This is a genomic window from Anaerococcus nagyae (genome assembly GCF_017874535.1).
Classification (GTDB): domain Bacteria; phylum Bacillota; class Clostridia; order Tissierellales; family Peptoniphilaceae; genus Anaerococcus; species Anaerococcus nagyae.
Genome location: NZ_JAGGLS010000001.1, coordinates 131,856 through 150,657 on the forward strand (window position 1 = coordinate 131,856; position 18,802 = coordinate 150,657).

Genomic DNA, 18,802 nt, shown 5'->3' on the forward strand with positions numbered 1-18,802 from the left:
TTAACTCCCTTGATTACTTTTTCTCCAAACCATCTTATTTACAACATTAACATACCCTTGGATAATCCTAACAACTTTCATCGATACATTTTTATCTGTATAATCTGGGGTTGGATTTCCCAAAACTCCATCTAATTTCATACTGATTGCCATTTCAGTTGCATTTATTAATTCTCTGGTAGTTATACCAGCTAATATGAAGTTTCCTGTTTCCAAGGCTTCTGGTCTCTCTGTGGATGTTCTTATACAGACAGCAGCAATTGGACTGCCTATTGAAAGATAGTAGCTACTCTCTTCTGGCAAAGTTCCACTGTCACTAACAACTGCCAAAGCATTCATTTGAAGATTGTTATAGTCATTAAATCCTAATGGCTCATTAATACGAACTCTATGATCTAATTCAAATCCACTTTCTTTAAGCCTTTTTCTAGACCTAGGATGACATGAATATAGAATAGGCATATCGTACTTTTCCGCAAGTGAATTTATAGCTGTGAAAAGACTAATAAAATTCTCTTTAGTGTCGATATTTTCTTCACGATGAGCAGATAGTAAGATATATTTGTCCTTTTCAAGGCCAAGTCTATCTAGAACATCACTTTCTTTTATCTTGTCAAGATTCATTGATAGAACTTCTGCCATAGGTGATCCTGTAACAAATGTCCTTTCTTTAGGCATCCCCATTTCGTGTAGGTATTTTCTAGCTGGCTCTGAGTAAGGTAGATTGACATCTGAGATTACATCTACAATTCTTCTGTTTGTTTCTTCTGGTAGACATTCATCTTTGCACCTATTCCCCGCTTCCATATGGAACAACGGAATATGCATCCTTTTTGCTGATAATGCTGATAAGCAAGAGTTGGTATCACCTAAAACTAAATACCCCTCTGGATTGAGTTCAGATAAAATCTCATAACTTTTTGCAATAATATTGCCACAAGTTTCACCAAGATTATCTCCTACAACTGGAACAATAATATCCGGTCCAAATTCTCCTTGACTATTTATCAGTTCAAAATCTTCCCAAAAAACTGTACTAAGATTTCTGTCCCAGTTCTGATTGTAATAAACGACACAAACATCAAAGTACTCTCTACATCTTTTGATGACAGCAGCAAGACGTATTATCTCTGGTCTAGTACCTAAACCTATACAAAGTTTTGTCTTACCATTATTTTTCCATTCAAATTTATAATCCATTATAAACCCAATCTTACTTCTCTAAAAGTCTATTTTGTATATAATCTAATTTAGAGATTTCCGCTTTTGTATCTTCAAGATCTAATCTGCGTGTATTGTTACTATTAAACGATTTTAAAGTGCTTCTTTGCTTATCACCATCAGTAAAGAACTGGTCATAGTTCAAGCTTCTATTATCAGCTGGAACACGATAGAAATCTCCCATATCAATTGCTTTTTCACATTCTTCATTTGTCAAAAGGGTCTCATACATTTTTTCACCATGACGGATTCCTATAACTTTTATTTCGTCTTTGTTTCCACCGAAAAGGTCACAAACAGCCTCTGCCTGAGTTTGAATCGTACAAGCAGGTGATTTTCTAATCAACAGGTCACCATTTTCTCCATGCTCAAAGGCAAACATAACAAGATCAACCGCTTCTTCAAGACTCATCAAAAATCTTGTCATTGTTGGTTCAGTTACAGTAATAGGGTTGCCAGATTGTATTTGATCAATCCAAAGTGGAATAACAGAACCACGAGAACACATTACATTACCATATCTTGTACAACAAATCTTTGTTTTGCCAGAGTTTCTAGATTTCGCAATAGCAACTTTTTCTTCTATAGCCTTTGACATACCCATAGCATTAATTGGATAAGCAGCCTTGTCAGTAGATAAGCATATAACAGCTTCTACTTCTTCCTCTATTGCAGCTGTAAGTACATTATCAGTTCCTATAACATTAGTTTTTACAGCTTCCATAGGGAAAAATTCACAAGATGGAACTTGCTTAAGAGCAGCTGCATGAAAGATATAGTCCACTCCACGCATAGCATTTCTACAAGATTCCAGATCTCTGACATCACCGATATAAAATTTGATTTTGTGGGCAACTTCCGGCATCCTAACTTGAAAATCGTGACGCATATCATCTTGCTTCTTCTCATCACGAGAAAATATTCTTATTTCTCCTATATCAGTTTCTAGAAACCTATTTAGTACTACGTTTCCAAATGAACCTGTACCACCAGTTATCATTAATGTTTTTTCTTTAAATAAAGTCATTGCACTCTCTTTCTTATAATTAATCTATTAGTAACCTTAATTCATAATATTATGATAGATATTATAATACTGTTCATACCTATTTTCTTTACTAAAATTATTCACAGCATATAGCCTGCAATCTTTTTCAACAGTTTTTCTATCTAAATTAGAAAAATACTCTATTGATTCTAATACTGCAGGAATATCCCCCTGATCGACAACCAAGCCAGTTGACTTATTAATACTTTCTGGACTTCCACCAGTATTATATGTTACTACAGGTGTGCCACAAGAAATACTTTCTAGGTTAACAGTGGGATAGTTATCTAAGTAAGTCATATTTACAAATACTGTTGATCTTGTATATATGTCAATAAGCTCATCTACGTTATTAGTTCTGCCAATTGCTATTATATCATCTGGCACATCAGATAACTGTCTTTTATTAAGGCCAACTAATACTATTTGATATTTACTATGATCAATAAGTCTGTTTAATTCATAAAAATCATGTAGTCCTTTAAACTTCGTCCATGTAGATGCTACACCTAAAATAATTTTTTTATCGGTTTGATTAATAGAACTTTCATCATATAAAGAAGGTCTAAATCTATCTGTATCTATACCATTATTAATCGTAGTAATAGAGTAATCTTTTAATATTGATTCTGATGCATAATCTCTAAGCCAATTAGAAGGTGTAATTATCTTAACTATATTTAACCTACTAAACCAGTCCTGTTTATCTTGCCACATTTCTTTAGAAAAATCAAAAAAATAAGAAATAGGGTATACTTTTAAGTTTTTGCAATCATAGCAACCATTTTTCCATTTATAACATTGTATATTCTCAAAATGTGAACATCTGCCTGTAAAACTCCAGCAATCATGCAGAGTATACACAATCGGAATCTTTTTGTCTGCCAGATAATTAATTAAAACCGGAACATTTATCCAATCACCATGTATATTGTGAAGATGAACTATATCAGGATTTATTTTTTCAATCCATGCCATTGCATCTTTAGTCTTTGATTTGTATCTATATCCCATTTTCCCAGTGATTCTAGAAATAAGAGTATCTTTCTTTGTATTAAATTGTAAAAAATCTGGAGAAAAGCAGTACACATTATCATAATTTTTTAGCTGATATCCACACATGACGTAACTCTCATGACCTCTTGACGTTATATAATTGGAAATATCATGTACAATTTTTCCAGTACTTCCTATATCCATGGTTATATTAATTTGTAAAATTCGCATTTAGTATCCTCTATATATTTTAAATTTACATTAATTTTTGTTTTTGCTTAATTCTGTACTTATAATAGCTAAAAATCCCAAAAACAGCATAGAATAATTTGGTAAACTTCCTAAGCCATGCAAAGTCATTCCCCCGATGATTGGTACAAGCAAAGGAACTAATGAGAATAAAGATATTCTTGAGAATCTTATATTAAGATGTTTCGCAATATTTTTAAATGAATAAAAATAAATAAAATATAAAATAATTAGTCCAATTAATCCATAAGCGGCAATATCCTCAATTATAAAATTATGAGCCATAAAAAATAAATCAAAACGCCTGTAATCACCAAGCCCAAATATCCACAACCATTTATTAGAGTTCAGTACGGTAAGATAATCTGACCAAATATCCAGTCTACCATTATTAAAATTTTGGTTGGATATCAATGCTTTATTTCTAATAATTATATTTTGAATCAATTGTTGCCCAAAATCCGAATTAATAAATATAAATAATAATATAAACAGTGATAGAAATGTTAGTAAATATTTCTTTAAATTTCGTATATTCATAGTAATTGAGCTAATTAATACAAATATTAATAAAACTATCCCCATTCTAGACCCGCACATAATCGTCAAAATAAACAGAGTTATCGACGAAAAAACGAAAAAAGTTTTTGATAATATATTTCTAACAAAATAAAGATGGCTATACATAGAAAATGCGAATACACATTCAATTGCAAGCATGTTTGAATCATTATTTATAACATATAATCTAATCCCAGTTCCAATTATAATACTTGGGATAACTGAGCTAATAATGCCAATGAACAGAGCAGTGTTAGCACTATATAAAAATGAATCAATATCCTTTGTTATAATACAGTCTTCTATTAAAAATGAAAACAATAAAATAAACACTATAATTTTAACCGGCATAATTATTGATATATTTATATCACCAAATCTAATTAAATATTGCTGACTATACAAAATGTATATAAGAGAGAATACAATGAGCTTCCTATCAATTTTTTTATGATTTATTATATTAAATAATGTACAAAAAAAAGATATTAATACCGCGCCAGAAATGCCAAATGCTTCTACTGATCTACTACTAGGAATTAACATCATAATAAAGCAAATTGCTACTGGTACTGGTTGTAATCCTAATATAATTGATAAAACTAAAGTTACTATTGAGGCAATCAACTGATTATTTGACTCTACTAAGAATGCACAGATAATAATTGATAAGGTTGCTAATATAACTAAGTTTTGAGGAATAATATTTTTTAATCTTTTAAAATCAGTCATGTTAAAATCCTAACTTACTATAATCTATATATAAATGTTGACTTTAATAATATATTTTAAATACCAAATTTTTATTTATAAATAATTTAAAAAAAATTCCAATTGAATATACTTTTAAACCGTCAAATTCAAATGATTATTTTACAATAGAATTAAATTAAAATACCTTCTAATATTTCATTACTAAATAAATACTTAATCTATTTGATTTAAGAAATCTATTACTTCGTTCAAATAATTACTATAATGAAAAATATCAATAGTAGAATTTGAGAGTCTGCCATTTGATATACAATCATATATAACCTCCTCCAATTCTTCTACTCTATTAACCATGTAGTAGTTATCCATTGGATAATATTTTGAAATATCACTAAAATCATTCGCTATTATACCAACACCCGATGTGACACACTCAACAAATTTTGTTGGAAATCCTGCCATATTTTTCCTAGTCCTATCTCTTAGTATAATGCAGTAGTCAGACTGATATAAAGCGTTTACACTTTCTTCATGGCTGACCCGACCAAAAAATTCCAGTTTATTTTCTAAACTGCTAATAATTTCTCTATATGAGGGATTATATTTCAAAAAGTCATCTTTTGTTAATCCATAAATACTAAATTTAAAATCCAGGTTCTTATATTTATATAAATACTTTATAATAGTTTCTAATTTATCCTTTGACCTACCTGGATTACCTGTATAAACAAACTTAATTATACCTGATTTCCAATATTCAACATTTTTAGGATTCCAAATAGGGTCATTGATATCTACTAACGGAGGTAATTGAACAATATTACAAACATACTTGCTATAATAATTTTTTAAATAATCGCTAATAGCAATAATACCATTTACTCTTTTATGTAATATTCTCATCACTATATTTGTATCTATCCATTTTATAAATTTAACAGGGTTTATGGATATTCTATTGTCATACCATTCTGTAATATCAGCAATTAATTTAATATTAGATTTTTTACAGTACCTTCTTAGTTTTGAGAGTGGTATTGCATGCATATTATAAGCAATTACAAACTTAGTATTTGGATATTTTTTAATAACTCTTTTTATATGATTAAAGTCTAATAAACTTTTGATCCATTGATAATTGCTTTTTGGATATGCCGTAGGCATACTTGCAAATTCATCAAAATATTCGACATTATTAGAGTCTGCACTTATACTTTTATCAACTCCACAAAAAACAACATCATACCCAATATCTTTAAATATTTTTGCATTATTCAATACCCTGTGAGCTGCTGCGTTCTTATCGGGCATCTCAAAGCCACCTATATATATAATAGTATCAGTCATATATTTTATTCCTAACTACAACATTAATTAATAAATATAACTCCAATATCAACTTATAGGTTGTTCACATACCAATCTATAGCTTCTTTAATACCATCTTCAAAGTTCCAATCTGGATCATATCCAAGAATTTCCTTTGCTTTACTTATGTCAGCGTTGGAATGTTTTATATCTCCAACTCTGTCAGGGCCATATATTGGTTTTATGTCACTTTTATCCATTAGTTCTGCTATGGTATCGTACATATCATTTAGATATGCTCTGCCACCGTAGGCAATGTTGAAGGCTTCTCCTGCATACTTTGAATCCGCTTTTAGTGCCTTTAGGTTAGCTTCAATTACATTTTCAATATATGTGAAGTCTCTACTTTGCTTGCCGTCTCCATTTATGGTTGGTCTTTCTTCATTTAACAATAGCTTTATGAATTTTGGTATCACTGCAGCATACGCACCGTCTGGATCTTGTCTTCTACCAAACACATTAAAATATCTTAGCCCGTAAGTATCCAGATTGTAAAGGTCAGCATATATCTTTGCGTACATTTCATCAACTTTTTTTGTTAAGGCGTATGGAGAAAGAGCTTTTCCTTCTTTTCCTTCTTTTTTAGGTAGTGTCTCTTCATCACCATATACTGATGAACTAGATGCATAGACTACTTTTTTCACTCCATTTTGTCTAGATGCTTCAAAAATATTAAGGGTACCTTTGATATTGATATCATTGTATTTTAAAGGCATTTCTACACTTCTTGGTACAGATCCCCATGCTGCTTGATGTAGTACATAGTCCACACCATCAGTAGCTTTCATACAAGTATCTAGATCTTGAATATCGCCTTTAATAAATTCATAGTTAGGATTGTCAATGAATAAATCAATATTTGCTTGTTTTCCCATGGAAAGGTCATCTAGGCATCTAACCTTGTATCCTAGTTTCAGTAAGGCTTCACATAGATTAGATCCTATGAACCCTGCTCCACCAGTTACTAAAAATAAACTATCTTCTTCAAATTTTATATCTTTGTATCCCATATTTATTCCTTATAATCTCCAATATGCATAGTCATCATCAGATTCATATTCATTTATATCATAGATTCCTTTTAGGTCAAATAGAATTTTCTTACCATCATTGTATAAAGCAGAAATCTTATCTTTATCTAACTCTTTAAACTGCTTGTGAGATACCGCTACTATAAGAGCATCCAAATCATTTAATTTATCAAAGTCTTCTAATTCTATGCTGTAGATTTCTCTGGTTTCTTCTTTATCAGCTTCTGGATCTACGATAATTGGATTTACTCCAAATTCATTCAACTCGTTTACTATATCATATACTTTTGTATTTCTAGTATCTGGACAATCCTCTTTGAAAGTAAATCCTAGTATACCGACTTTAGCAGTATTTAGATTTTTCTTTTCTCCAATTAATACTTTTACAAGCTTATCAGCTATATAAACTCCCATACTATCATTGATATTTCTACCAGAAAGTATTACTTCACTTTTGTAACCATATTGATTGGCAGCATATGTTAGATAGTATGGATCTACTCCTATGCAGTGTCCACCAACTAATCCTGGGTAGAAGTTTAGAAAGTTCCATTTAGTACCAGCTGCTTCTAGCACTGACTTGGTATCTATACCCATTTTGTCAAATATGATTGATATCTCATTCATAAAAGCAATATTTATGTCCCTTTGTGAGTTTTCTATTACTTTTGCAGCTTCAGCAACCTTTATAGTCGGTGCTTTATGTACCCCTGCATCGATAATTGAGCTATAAACTTCATATACTATTTCAAGACTCTCTTCATCCATACCAGATACAATTTTGACTATATTTTCTAGTCTGTTGTTTTTATCACCTGGATTGATTCTTTCTGGTGAATATCCAATTTTAAAATCTACTCCACACTCTAATCCAGATTCTTTCTCCAAAATAGGCGCACATATATCTTCTGTAACTCCTGGATATACTGTAGATTCATACACAACTATGCTACCCTCAGTAAGGTTTTGGCCTAATAATTTGCTAGCTTCTACAACAGGTGTAAGATTTGGAGTTTTGTCTTGGTTTATAGGTGTTGGAACTGCAACTATGTGGAATTTAGATTTTTCTAAGTCCTTAGGTTCGTTAGTAAATTTTAGATCTGATTTAGAAAGTTCCTCATCTCCTACTTCATTAGTTGGATCCTCACCATTTTTGTATAAGTTTATCTTCTGTTCATTTATATCAAAACCATATACATTGTATTTTCTGGCCAAGGCCACTGCTAATGGCAATCCTACATATCCTAAGCCTACAACAGATAAACTTATTTCTCTATTTTTTAATTTATTAAATAATTCCTTATACATAATGCTCCTGCCTATTTAGCAAACTTTTCAATACACTCTATATATTTTTCTACTACAATTTTTCTATCGAAATTTTCTGATACATGCTCCCTATTAGCTTTTCCCATTTGAACTTTCTTCTCATAAGGTATATTAATAAATTCTTCTATCTTGTGAGTTAAATCTTCTGAATCTTTTACCTTTACTGCTAGACCCGATACACCATCAACAAATGTTTCTCTACACCCTGGAACATCACTAGCTATCACTGGTCTACCAGTTGCACCTGCTTCTAAAAGAACATTGGATAAGCCTTCGTGATATGAAGGATGAATCAAGCAGTGAGATCTTCTAATTAATTTATCAATATCTTTTCTATAACCAAGATAATTTATAATTCCGTTATCATTTAAATTATCAATTCTATCTTTAAAGCTCAAATCATCATAATCTCCAACTAGTGTAAATACAGTGTTTGGATACTTTGATTTTATACTTTCTGCTGCATCAAGATATTCAGTTATACCTTTGTCCCTCATTATTCTTGATACCATGATAAAATTTATCGTATCATTTGCATAAGGGTAATCAGAATAATAATAGTATCCTAAATTTATTCCTGAACCCGGTATCACATGATATCTCTTCTCATTACTTATTATTTTATTCTTCAAAAAAAAGTTTTTGTTAAATTCATTTTGGAAAAATACAATTTTTGATTTTTTTAATCCAGCCTTATAAAGATTTCTTGAAATAAGCTGAACAAATCCAGGATTTAATAGTGCTCCGCCTAATCCAGTAATATTAGGAATAAAAGGAATATTAAGTTTATTACATGCTATTCCAAAATAGACATTCGGTTTTATATTGTAAGTAAAAACCAAATTTGGTTTTTCCGATTTTAAAATTCTTTTTATATTTCTATACAACCTTAAATCATCTATCGGGTTAGTTCCATGTCTTGGTATATCTAAGTTTATAAATTTGCATCCTAACTCCTCTATTTCCCTAACAAAATTTGTTTTTTTTGATACAACTACTAATTCGTTACCATTTATTAATATTCTCTCTAAGATTTCTTTTCGTAATCTATAAAAATAAGAGGTATCATTCGCAACAATCATTATTTTTTTTCCCATATCTACACCTCGATTAATTAACATTTTTACTCTAAGTATATCTTTCGTAATTACCTATTAAATCATTAAATTCGTCTTCAATGGTATAGTTAGCGTATGTATTATTTTCTTTCTTAAGTATAACTTCAATAGTTTTTAGAAAAATAATTGTATCAATCCTAAAACTCATGCTTTTTACGTACTTAACATCATAATCTATTCTATCCAATATTCTCAAATCCTTACGTCCACTTACTTGTGCGAGTCCGGTGATGCCTGGCCTTACTAAAAATCTTTGTTTTTGATATTCTGTATAGTATTCATTAAATAATGGTAACCATGGTCTAGGTCCTATAAAAGACATGTCTCCCTCTAATATATTAATTAATTGAGGAAGTTCATCTAGTGATGTTTTTCGTATGAAATGTCCTACTTTTGTAATCTTATCTCCTGTTTTAAAATCATAAACATCATTATCCGCAGCCATAGATCTAAACTTTATCAAGGTAAAATCTTTGCCATTTAAACCGGTTCTTGTTTGTCTATAAAAAACAGGCCCTGGACTATCAATCGTAATTGCTATTGAAATAATTAAAAGCAAGGGAGATAGTAGTATAATTAATATCAATGAAATCAATACATCTAATATTCTTTTTGTAACAATATATGGTTTCATATTACTTCCTTAATTTATTATCATTTATTCTGCTTATCATTTCACTTTTTAACCCATCCACAACATCAATCTTAGATAATCCAATACAAATTAAATATATAATACCCGCTAAAAGAACTGATATTAATAGGCCTGGTACTAATGATAGTTTAATTGTCATATAGTCGTAGGTGCTTATTGCTACTAATACCATTACAATTGAGCTTACTAAAATTTTTCCAGTCGACAAAATATTTTTATTATTTGCTGGACTCCCAAATCTATTATAATAAGCAATCATCATACATATACTCCCAATTATTGTAGAAATAGATGTCGCTAGTGCAATGCCATCAATGTTATATCTTTTTACTAAAAATACATTTAAAACCATGTTAATGACTTGTTGAAATAAGATAATTAACAATGGTGACCTTGAATCTCCAACTGCATAGAATGCATTTGATATTATCTTTAGTATAGATATAAAAATGATGTATGGTCCGTATGATACTAATAGTGACGCTACAATACTTGTGTCTGCTGGGCTAAAGGCATTTCTTTCGTATATTAGTCTTATAATAGGTGTAGATAAAACCATCAATCCAAGAGTCGCTGGTATTATCACAGTCATTGTAAGTACCAGGGTCGATGATGTTTTTTCTTTCATCTGATTGATATTACCATCATTTGCTAGTTTCGCTATTTGAGGAAGAGTTATTGTTGCTATATTTATAGCAAATACTTCCACTATAAAATCCAGCATGTTTTCAGTGTAGAAAATCTTTGCTACAGAATCTATACCTAGATAAGCTGATGCCATAGATTTATCAATTAGTATAGCTATTTTATTTGCTGCACTTGAGATAATGATTGGAATCATTATTGTAAACATATGTTTTATGTAAGGATCTTCAAAATCTATAGTTTTCTTGTAACTATAGCCCAGCTTGCGACTCACAAATGGGAATCGAACGAATTGAATAATATATCCTATTAGAGTTCCTATAATTAAAATGTAGGAATTATTAAAAATACCCGTAAGTATAGTCGATACTATTACGAATACATTTATGATAATTCCTGGTATTGCTGGATCAATAAAGTTCCCTTTGGCATTTAGATATCCTCTAATTACAGATGAATACAGGAAAGTAAATATGGATATAGCCATTATCCTAGTAAAGTCTTTTGCTAATTGTAAGGTATCGCCTGTAAGTTTTGGTGAGAATAATTTGGATATGGGCCCTGCAAAAATAATTACAATAAAAAAAGCTATAGCTCCATATATCATGAGCGTATTTATTAGATTAGATGTAAAATTCTCTGCTTCGCCTTCACCTTTTTCAGAGCTTATTTTTGTATATACAGGTATATAGGCAGCGACAATGCCTACTATTACCGTGTAGGTCATTAAATCTGGGATAGTGGTGGCGGTGACATAAATTGATTTTAAGTCACCAGCTCCTATTACCGACGCCATTACTGATTCCCTTACGAATCCAAATATTTTAGATATTACTGTTAAGATCATCAGCACTATTGTCGTTTGTCCCATTATTTCTTTCCTTAAGTTTATCTTTTGTGTTCTATTTATCTTACTTATTATTCTCTTCTATCTTGTCGTGGACTTCTTTTATGGAGTCCTTGTTTGGTTGCATCATGTAAAGTTTGGAATTTGGCATGAGATATGAGTTTAAACCACTTGCTCCTTCACCCTTTAGTGCTTGTGTTTCTATTGTCCAATCTCTGCCGTCTTCTAATTGGTTATTTACTAGTTCTATCATCTTGTTATAGGATATGTCTGTGTCTACTGACTTAAGAGCTATGCTTGATATTTCGTTGAAGTTTAGCAGGATTTCTGGTCTAAGCATCTTTTTAATAATGGCTGTCATGACTCTAGTTTGGTTTTTACCTCTATCAAAGTCTCCTTCTGATAGATTGTATCTTTCTCTAGAATATGCTAATGCCTTCTTACCATCCATATCTACTTTCCCTTGAGGAAAATCGTATTTGCCACTAGAAGCTGTAAAGGCCACAGGATTATCTACGGTTATTCCACCGATAACATCTATAAGCTCCGTAAGTGTGGTGAAGTTAACTTTACCATAGTAATCTATACCAACATCCAATAAATTTTCCAAACTTCTTATAGATGTATCTATACCAAATAATCCAGCATGAGTAAGCTTATCTAGTTTATTACTATCTCCGCCTAAAGCTAGGTAGGTATCTCTTGGCACTGTTGTTATAAGGATTTTTCTATCTACTGGATTGACACTTAATATTAAGTTTACATCTGATCTAGATACTGTAGAAAGACTACCATAGGTATCGATACCTGATATGTAGACATTGAATGATTCTGATTCTTTGACTTGTTCTTTTTCTTTCTTTTCTTTCTTATCATCTGCTACTACTAATGACTCTAATACCCTTGTCTTTTCTGAAAAGTTCTTTATATCTTCTTCTATAAGTGGTCTATAGTTTTCGTTAAGTAGCATCACTTCGCTTTCGCCACTCATAAGAGCACTGGCTGCTTGTGAATAAGTACGCATATCTTTTGTAATAAGATCATATGAATAATTTTTTTTGTATTCCGCTAAGGCTTTTTTAGTATTATCCTCATCGTAAGCATTGGCAACTCCTATCTCTTTGGTAGCTGCTTCTTCTAGGCTTTGGATACTCGAATCTTTTAATACAACAAAAGACATCTCGTTCTTATTAAGTTCATTTTTTTGATTGATTTGCTCTACAGTCTTGATTGATTTGTTAGCATAAGCTACAAAAAAGCCTTGTAATATACTTGTAATTATCAATATAACTGCAAAAACTGTAAGAGCTTTTGATGATTTCTTTTTTTTGAATGCTGAATATAGAGAATAAGCAATAAAGATTGCAAAAATTAACAATAGTATCAATCTTTGTTTTGATGGTAAAATATTGTATCTAAACAAAAATATAAAAAAGAAAATATTAATAATAGTAGCTAATATGACTACAATTTTTGAAAATTTGTTACTAGATCTTTCCATTAATCCACTCCATCTGACCTTATAATATATATATTTCCTTAAACATATTATATTATCATATCGATTTTGTCAATTATAATAAGATAAAAATGTAGGAAATATGTGAACATTTTGTCGGGAATATGTTTGCATAATTGTTATTTAATATTTACTATTAAAGAGTATTTTTTATTGAAAAGACTCATATTCTACCTAAGAATCTTACTTATTAAACTAATTACTTAATGAAATTCCTAGTTGCATTTAAATATTTTCTCAATCCATTATTATACAATTAATATATACTATCAAATTTTTGGTTTTTTAATCGCTCTATCACGTGAAATTTCTATAATCACGCCTTTATATTCTTTCAGATCTTATATTATTTGTGGTTTGAAAAATATTTATGAGTTTTTAATTTGTTCATCTATCATTATATAGATGCCTTATATAAATTCATTTTTGTAAAAAAAATTTTACTTTTTACCCACTTAATAAGTTAGAAATATTTCTGTACATTTTTTATCTTTTAAAATTTAAACTCAATAATAGTTTTGATAATTTAATATATTCATATTTGTTATAGTCTCCTAAGCTTAGATCAAGTTTCTCATAAATGTGTTCATTAGTAGTCCAATTATAAAATCTTTTATAGAAAGCATAAATCCTTCTTAAAGAAGCATATCATATCAAAAATAAAATATAAAAAAGGCCCACTCACAAAAGTGAGTAGACCTATTACTATGTAAACGCACCGATCTTATTCACAATATGGCATACTAAAACAACCTAAATAAGCTAAAAATAGTATCAAAATTTCTGTATTACTTATAAAATCAATGTACATTTACCTCCGTTTTGATTGTTGATGATAATATACTAGTATTATTTTATTGTTCAAATATTTGTTTTATATTAGTTTTACTCTCAATATTTTTTATAATAACGTCTTTATCTTTTAAGTCATAAGTTTGACTATAAGTATCACCATGCGCCTTTATTGTCAATTCTAGATCATTATTTTTACTTGACTTAATACCAACACTCTTTACCTTATCAAAACTTACAAATTTTAAAATTGGACTTGATCCTAAGAAAATATTGAAGCCATCTTTTCTAATACCCGGAAAGAACATTACGGTACAGACCAATAATACTGCTGAGATAGCAATTGCATATCCTAAGATTGTATTATCAAGTCTATAGCACAAACCACCAGCAATTAGAGAAAATATAGCTAGTATAAATCCAAATACCGCTTTCTTTTTTACATTTATTACATTATTTCTATGGATTATGAAGTTATAGATTGTTGGGACTATAAATATTAGTAAGACAATTATTTTTAACAATTTTGTACTTCCTTATTACAATAAATTAAGTTATTAGATATTTATTTCCTGCATACAAATAAATAATGGTTACTAGCCCCTATTAATTCTTCCTTATCACAATGGTTTAGGTGCCAATCGAGGTATCTTTGATAAGATACATCACTCATTTCATCAATCCTTTCACTTAAAATTTCAGAAAATCCACTGGTCCCTATCTTTCTAATAATACTTAGATTTTCTTTTTCAAGCATTTTTATACATTCATCTAAAGTAAAGAAAATAAACGGTTTATCAATTAGTCTTTGCTTATCACTCACATAAAGAGGGCTTTCAAAAAAGTTGCTATCAAATTTAGTTTCAGTCATAGGGACCATGTCATGGTTAATATAAGAAATTAAAATATAACCATCATCTTTGACCACTCGCTTTGCTTGCCTTAAAGTTTCTATCCTATCTTTTTCATTTGATAAATGATACATAGGTCCAAAAAGTAATACTACATCAAAATATTTATCATCTAAATCATCCATCTCAAGTGAGCTTTTATTCTCAACAATAATATTTTTTAAATTCTTATCTTTAGCTTTTGCAACTATTTGTTTATAATTATTACTTGCAGGCTCAAAAGCAACCACTTCAGAAACTTCTTCTGCTAATGGCACGCTGTAAACACCAGTTCCAGCACCAATATCTAAAATTTTAGAATCATTATTTATTAATTTTGAGATCCCACGTAAGGTAGTAATCTTCTCAACCTGACCAGCTTTACTTAGTAGTCTTTTTTCTTCATCGAAAATATTATATAATTCTTCATTTCTTTTTAAATCATCATTTATCTGTAGAACATCTTTAATATCCATTTTATACCTCCAATTTTTATTGTATATAGATAGTTGTTTAACCCCATATTCAGAGTCTAAACCTATCTTTTTTATGAAATCTAATTGCTATTTGGTAGGTAATTATCTATATCATTTATAAAGAAACTTAAAATATCACCTCTTTTAAGCCCCTTATTCTTCTGACCTAAATCTTTTCTAATTAAAAAAATTATATCTTCTAAAACAAAAAGATTATTTATAGAATTGCTATCAGAATTTAAGCTTGATGTTCGAATTTCAATCCATTTTCTAACCACTTCATCCGAACCCCATAAAGTTAATTTTTGAGAAAAACTTATTAAATCCTTTGTTATCTCTTTCTCAGATATCTTTCCATCTTTCTGTATCTGTTGTAATTTATATACCATTTCTATAAATTCCGAATAAGCTTCTTCTTTTTTCTCATATAAATATCTTTTAGTATTCTGTTTATACTCAATAATATTTGATATTACAATACCTAAAAGCGATAAAGTTCCTGTAATTAAAGCAACTACTATAACTGCTTCAGTGTTAGAGGCAAAGCTCCTAATCCAATAAAAAAATTTTATAATTAACTTAACTAAGAAATAAATACCTATACCTATAATTAATAATCCAAATAAAGTATTCAAAACATTTTTATAAGTTTTATTTTCCAAATTATTCTCCAAAATTTTTATTAAAATCTAATTAAAGATTTTAATTATTGCTTATAATATAAACCTCAATTAATAAGGCTATTGTCTCTTGTTCTTCTATAATACAAACTATAATTTTAAAATTAGATAATAGAATTTATAAATAATACAGTCTCTTTTATTTCAAGTATGATACTATAAATATATTTAACTATAAGTATTAATTATTTATACTAAAATGGTCAATGACAATCATTGACCATTATAACTTAATAAAATTAAATTTATATTTTTATATATTCTTAAATCTGAAATTTTTTGATCTATTCCCATTCAATAGTTCCAGGTGGTTTTGAGGTTATATCATACACTACTCTACCAACTCCAGCGACTTCGTTTATCATTCTACTTGATAGGGTTTGTAGCAGATTGAATGGTAGCTCTGCTGCCTCTACGCTCATTGCATCTGTTGTTTCTACTGCGCGTATTGCTATTACATTGTCATAGACTCTAGCATCGCCTTTTACTCCTACTGTTTTAATTGGTGTCCATACTGTAAAATATTGCCATATGTCTTCGTTTAGACCATGGTTTTTGATTTCTTCTCTAAGTATTGCGTCTGTTTCTCGCACTATCTCTAGTTTTTCTTCTGTAATATCTCCCATGACTCTTATGGCAAGACCTGGCCCTGGGAATGGTTGACGCCATACCATATCGTGTGGTACTCCTATGGATTCACCTAGAGCTCTTACTTCGTCTTTGAAGAGATCTCTTAATGGCTCTACTAAGCCTTCGAAGAGCATATCTTCTGGAAGTCCTCCTACGTTATGGTGAGATTTAATGACACTTGCCTTGTCTTTTCCACTTTCTATAACATCTGGGTAGATTGTTCCTTGGACTAGATATTTTGCTTCACCGAATTCTTTAGCTTCTCTTTCGAATACTTCTACAAAATGGTTACCAATGATCTTTCTTTTTGTCTCTGGATCATCTACTCCTTTGAGTAAGTCTAAAAATTCTTTACTTGCGTCTACTTTTTTGACTTTAAGTCCTAAATTTTTATAAGTTTCCATAACTTCATCTGCTTCGTTTTTACGTAGTAAACCATGATCTACAAAAATACATTGAAGATTATCTCCTATAGCTTTTGATACTATAGTTGCTGCTACAGATGAATCTACTCCGCCTGATAAGGCGCATATCATTTTTTCCCCAGCGTACTTTTCTTTGATTTCTGCTATAATTTTATCTGCAAAGTCATCCATCTTCCATGTTTTTTCTGCTTTACAAATACCAAGAACAAAACTTGCTATCATTTCTTTACCGTATTCTGAGTGAACAACTTCTGGGTGGAATTGTACTGCATAGATGTTTTTCTCTTTGTTTTCCATACCTGCTACTGGACAGTGAAGTGTCCAAGCTGTTTTCTTAAAACCATCAGCAAGCTTGCTTACTCTATCTCTATGATTCATCCAAATTGTTGATTCTTGTGGGACATCTTTAAATATCTCGCTATTTTTATCTACTAAAAGTGGTGTCTTGCCGTATTCTCCATTTTTGGGTGTTTCGATTTGTCCACCATAGTAGTTATTGATATATTGCAAACCATAACAAATACCTAATATTGGTACTCCTAGTTCAAATATTTTGCTATCTGCTCTTAAAGAATCTTTGTCGTTTACTGATTGTGGCCCACCTGTTAGAATAATTCCAGCTAATCCTTCTAAATCTAAGCTATCGATATCAACATCGCATGGGTGAAGTTCTGCATAAACTCCTAGTTCACGTACACGTCTTACGATAAGTTGATCGGTTTGTCCACCAAAATTTAGTACAATAATTTTGTTTAAACTCATCTTTTCTCCTGTTTCTTATTCATCGCCGAATTTTGCTTTATAATATTCGATGATATCTGTGGCCGTTTGTTCAATAGTGTTGTTGGTTACATCTATAACCTTGCAATCTAGATCTTTATAGACTTCTTTAGCATATTCTAACTCTCTATTGATTCTTGCATCATTATAGTAAATAGAATCTCCAATTAAGCCTAATTCCTTGCTCCTATCCGCTCTTATATCTACAAGTTTTTCTGGATCTATGATAAGACCTATTATTCTATCTGGATCTACCTCAAAAATCTCTCGTGGCATTCTAGATTCTGGTACAAGCGGTAGATTACTTACTTTATAGTTCTTAGTTGCAAGTATCATAGTTGTAGGCGTTTTGCTAGTTCTACTAACTCCCAAAAGTACTATATCTGATTTTAAAAATCCTCTAGGATCTTTGCCATCATCGTATTGAATAGCAAATTCTATCGCCTCAATCATACTGAAATATTCTTGGGAAAGAGTACGGATTAACCCTGGCTTTCTAACAGCTTTTTTGTCTGTTACTTTTTCAAATACATCAAGTCCATACTCAAGGATTGATAGAACCTCTATATGATTTTCATCTGCAAGCTTACAAATGTAATCAGATATTTCTTTATCAGCCATTGTTGGAACTATGATAGAGTAGCTAGGTATAGTTAAAAATATCTCATCTACTTGTTCCATATTTCGCACTTCTGGATGTCTTACTACCCTAATTGGCAAATCTGGAAATTGGGTTGTAACTGATTTTAGATAGGCATCAGCAGTTTCACCTGTCGAATCACTTATAATTACAATTGTTAATGTTTCTCCCATCATAATTCCTTTCTA

16 protein-coding genes are annotated in these 18,802 nt (G+C 30.3%); all 16 read right to left on the bottom strand.

What is annotated here, in order from left to right; genetic code table 11:
- Entirely contained in the window at positions 1-1,200 is a 1,200-nt protein-coding gene (locus tag J2Z39_RS00650; protein ID WP_209813250.1) for a UDP-N-acetyl glucosamine 2-epimerase, read from the bottom strand.
- A 13-nt stretch (positions 1,201-1,213) separates the two neighbouring features.
- Positions 1,214-2,248: a polysaccharide biosynthesis protein gene (locus J2Z39_RS00655; RefSeq protein WP_209813251.1), complete on the bottom strand. Its 1,035-nt coding sequence runs from the start codon at positions 2,246-2,248 to the stop codon at positions 1,214-1,216.
- 36 nt (positions 2,249-2,284) lie between these two features.
- On the bottom strand, positions 2,285-3,496 hold the full coding sequence (locus J2Z39_RS00660) for a glycosyltransferase (RefSeq protein ID WP_209813254.1): 1,212 nt from the start codon (positions 3,494-3,496) through the stop codon (positions 2,285-2,287).
- Between the two features lie 30 nt (positions 3,497-3,526).
- Complete coding sequence (locus J2Z39_RS00665; protein WP_209813256.1) at positions 3,527-4,807, bottom strand: O-antigen ligase family protein; 1,281 nt, start codon at positions 4,805-4,807, stop codon at positions 3,527-3,529.
- A 195-nt stretch (positions 4,808-5,002) separates the two neighbouring features.
- Positions 5,003-6,136 carry a glycosyltransferase family protein gene (locus J2Z39_RS00670; RefSeq protein WP_209813258.1) on the bottom strand — a complete coding sequence of 378 codons (1,134 nt, stop codon included), beginning with the start codon at positions 6,134-6,136 and terminating at the stop codon, positions 5,003-5,005.
- A 53-nt stretch (positions 6,137-6,189) separates the two neighbouring features.
- The gene (locus J2Z39_RS00675) at positions 6,190-7,167 is read right to left on the bottom strand and encodes an SDR family oxidoreductase (RefSeq protein WP_209813260.1); all 978 of its coding nucleotides are present in this window, start codon (positions 7,165-7,167) and stop codon (positions 6,190-6,192) included.
- Between the two features lie 9 nt (positions 7,168-7,176).
- On the bottom strand, positions 7,177-8,496 hold the full coding sequence (locus tag J2Z39_RS00680; RefSeq protein ID WP_209813262.1) for a nucleotide sugar dehydrogenase: 1,320 nt from the start codon (positions 8,494-8,496) through the stop codon (positions 7,177-7,179).
- A gap of 11 nt (positions 8,497-8,507) precedes the next feature.
- Entirely contained in the window at positions 8,508-9,614 is a 1,107-nt protein-coding gene (locus J2Z39_RS00685; RefSeq protein WP_209813264.1) for a glycosyltransferase family 4 protein, read from the bottom strand.
- Positions 9,615-9,645: 31 nt separating this feature from the next.
- Positions 9,646-10,269 (bottom strand): sugar transferase, encoded by a 624-nt coding sequence (locus J2Z39_RS00690; RefSeq protein ID WP_209813265.1) that lies wholly within the window; start codon positions 10,267-10,269, stop codon positions 9,646-9,648.
- Position 10,270: 1 nt separating this feature from the next.
- Positions 10,271-11,806: a murein biosynthesis integral membrane protein MurJ gene (gene murJ / locus J2Z39_RS00695; protein ID WP_209813267.1), complete on the bottom strand. Its 1,536-nt coding sequence runs from the start codon at positions 11,804-11,806 to the stop codon at positions 10,271-10,273.
- A 40-nt stretch (positions 11,807-11,846) separates the two neighbouring features.
- Positions 11,847-13,283 carry an LCP family protein gene (locus J2Z39_RS00700; protein ID WP_209813270.1) on the bottom strand — a complete coding sequence of 479 codons (1,437 nt, stop codon included), beginning with the start codon at positions 13,281-13,283 and terminating at the stop codon, positions 11,847-11,849.
- Positions 13,284-14,155: 872 nt separating this feature from the next.
- Complete coding sequence (locus J2Z39_RS00705) at positions 14,156-14,617, bottom strand: hypothetical protein (protein WP_209813272.1); 462 nt, start codon at positions 14,615-14,617, stop codon at positions 14,156-14,158.
- Positions 14,618-14,658: 41 nt separating this feature from the next.
- Positions 14,659-15,459, bottom strand: coding sequence for a class I SAM-dependent methyltransferase (locus J2Z39_RS00710; protein WP_209813274.1), 801 nt, complete (start codon positions 15,457-15,459; stop codon positions 14,659-14,661).
- Positions 15,460-15,539: 80 nt separating this feature from the next.
- Positions 15,540-16,121 (bottom strand): hypothetical protein, encoded by a 582-nt coding sequence (locus tag J2Z39_RS00715; RefSeq protein WP_115595586.1) that lies wholly within the window; start codon positions 16,119-16,121, stop codon positions 15,540-15,542.
- A 302-nt stretch (positions 16,122-16,423) separates the two neighbouring features.
- Complete coding sequence (gene guaA / locus J2Z39_RS00720) at positions 16,424-17,956, bottom strand: glutamine-hydrolyzing GMP synthase (protein WP_209813276.1); 1,533 nt, start codon at positions 17,954-17,956, stop codon at positions 16,424-16,426.
- Between the two features lie 15 nt (positions 17,957-17,971).
- Complete coding sequence (locus tag J2Z39_RS00725; protein ID WP_316115883.1) at positions 17,972-18,787, bottom strand: pyruvate, water dikinase regulatory protein; 816 nt, start codon at positions 18,785-18,787, stop codon at positions 17,972-17,974.
- Between the last annotated feature and the right edge of the window lie 15 nt (positions 18,788-18,802).

Bases quoted from the DNA above. Each gene is read 5' to 3' on its own strand.
- J2Z39_RS00650 (WP_209813250.1), bottom strand. From the start codon at position 1,200: ATGGATTATAAATTTGAATGGAAAAATAATGGTAAGACAAAACTTTGT.
- J2Z39_RS00655 (WP_209813251.1), bottom strand. From the start codon at position 2,248: ATGACTTTATTTAAAGAAAAAACATTAATGATAACTGGTGGTACAGGT.
- J2Z39_RS00660 (WP_209813254.1), bottom strand. From the start codon at position 3,496: ATGCGAATTTTACAAATTAATATAACCATGGATATAGGAAGTACTGGA.
- J2Z39_RS00665 (WP_209813256.1), bottom strand. From the start codon at position 4,807: ATGACTGATTTTAAAAGATTAAAAAATATTATTCCTCAAAACTTAGTT.
- J2Z39_RS00670 (WP_209813258.1), bottom strand. From the start codon at position 6,136: ATGACTGATACTATTATATATATAGGTGGCTTTGAGATGCCCGATAAG.
- J2Z39_RS00675 (WP_209813260.1), bottom strand. From the start codon at position 7,167: ATGGGATACAAAGATATAAAATTTGAAGAAGATAGTTTATTTTTAGTA.
- J2Z39_RS00680 (WP_209813262.1), bottom strand. From the start codon at position 8,496: ATGTATAAGGAATTATTTAATAAATTAAAAAATAGAGAAATAAGTTTA.
- J2Z39_RS00685 (WP_209813264.1), bottom strand. From the start codon at position 9,614: ATGGGAAAAAAAATAATGATTGTTGCGAATGATACCTCTTATTTTTAT.
- J2Z39_RS00690 (WP_209813265.1), bottom strand. From the start codon at position 10,269: ATGAAACCATATATTGTTACAAAAAGAATATTAGATGTATTGATTTCA.
- murJ (WP_209813267.1), bottom strand. From the start codon at position 11,806: ATGGGACAAACGACAATAGTGCTGATGATCTTAACAGTAATATCTAAA.
- J2Z39_RS00700 (WP_209813270.1), bottom strand. From the start codon at position 13,283: ATGGAAAGATCTAGTAACAAATTTTCAAAAATTGTAGTCATATTAGCT.
- J2Z39_RS00710 (WP_209813274.1), bottom strand. From the start codon at position 15,459: ATGGATATTAAAGATGTTCTACAGATAAATGATGATTTAAAAAGAAAT.
- guaA (WP_209813276.1), bottom strand. From the start codon at position 17,956: ATGAGTTTAAACAAAATTATTGTACTAAATTTTGGTGGACAAACCGAT.
- J2Z39_RS00725 (WP_316115883.1), bottom strand. From the start codon at position 18,787: ATGGGAGAAACATTAACAATTGTAATTATAAGTGATTCGACAGGTGAA.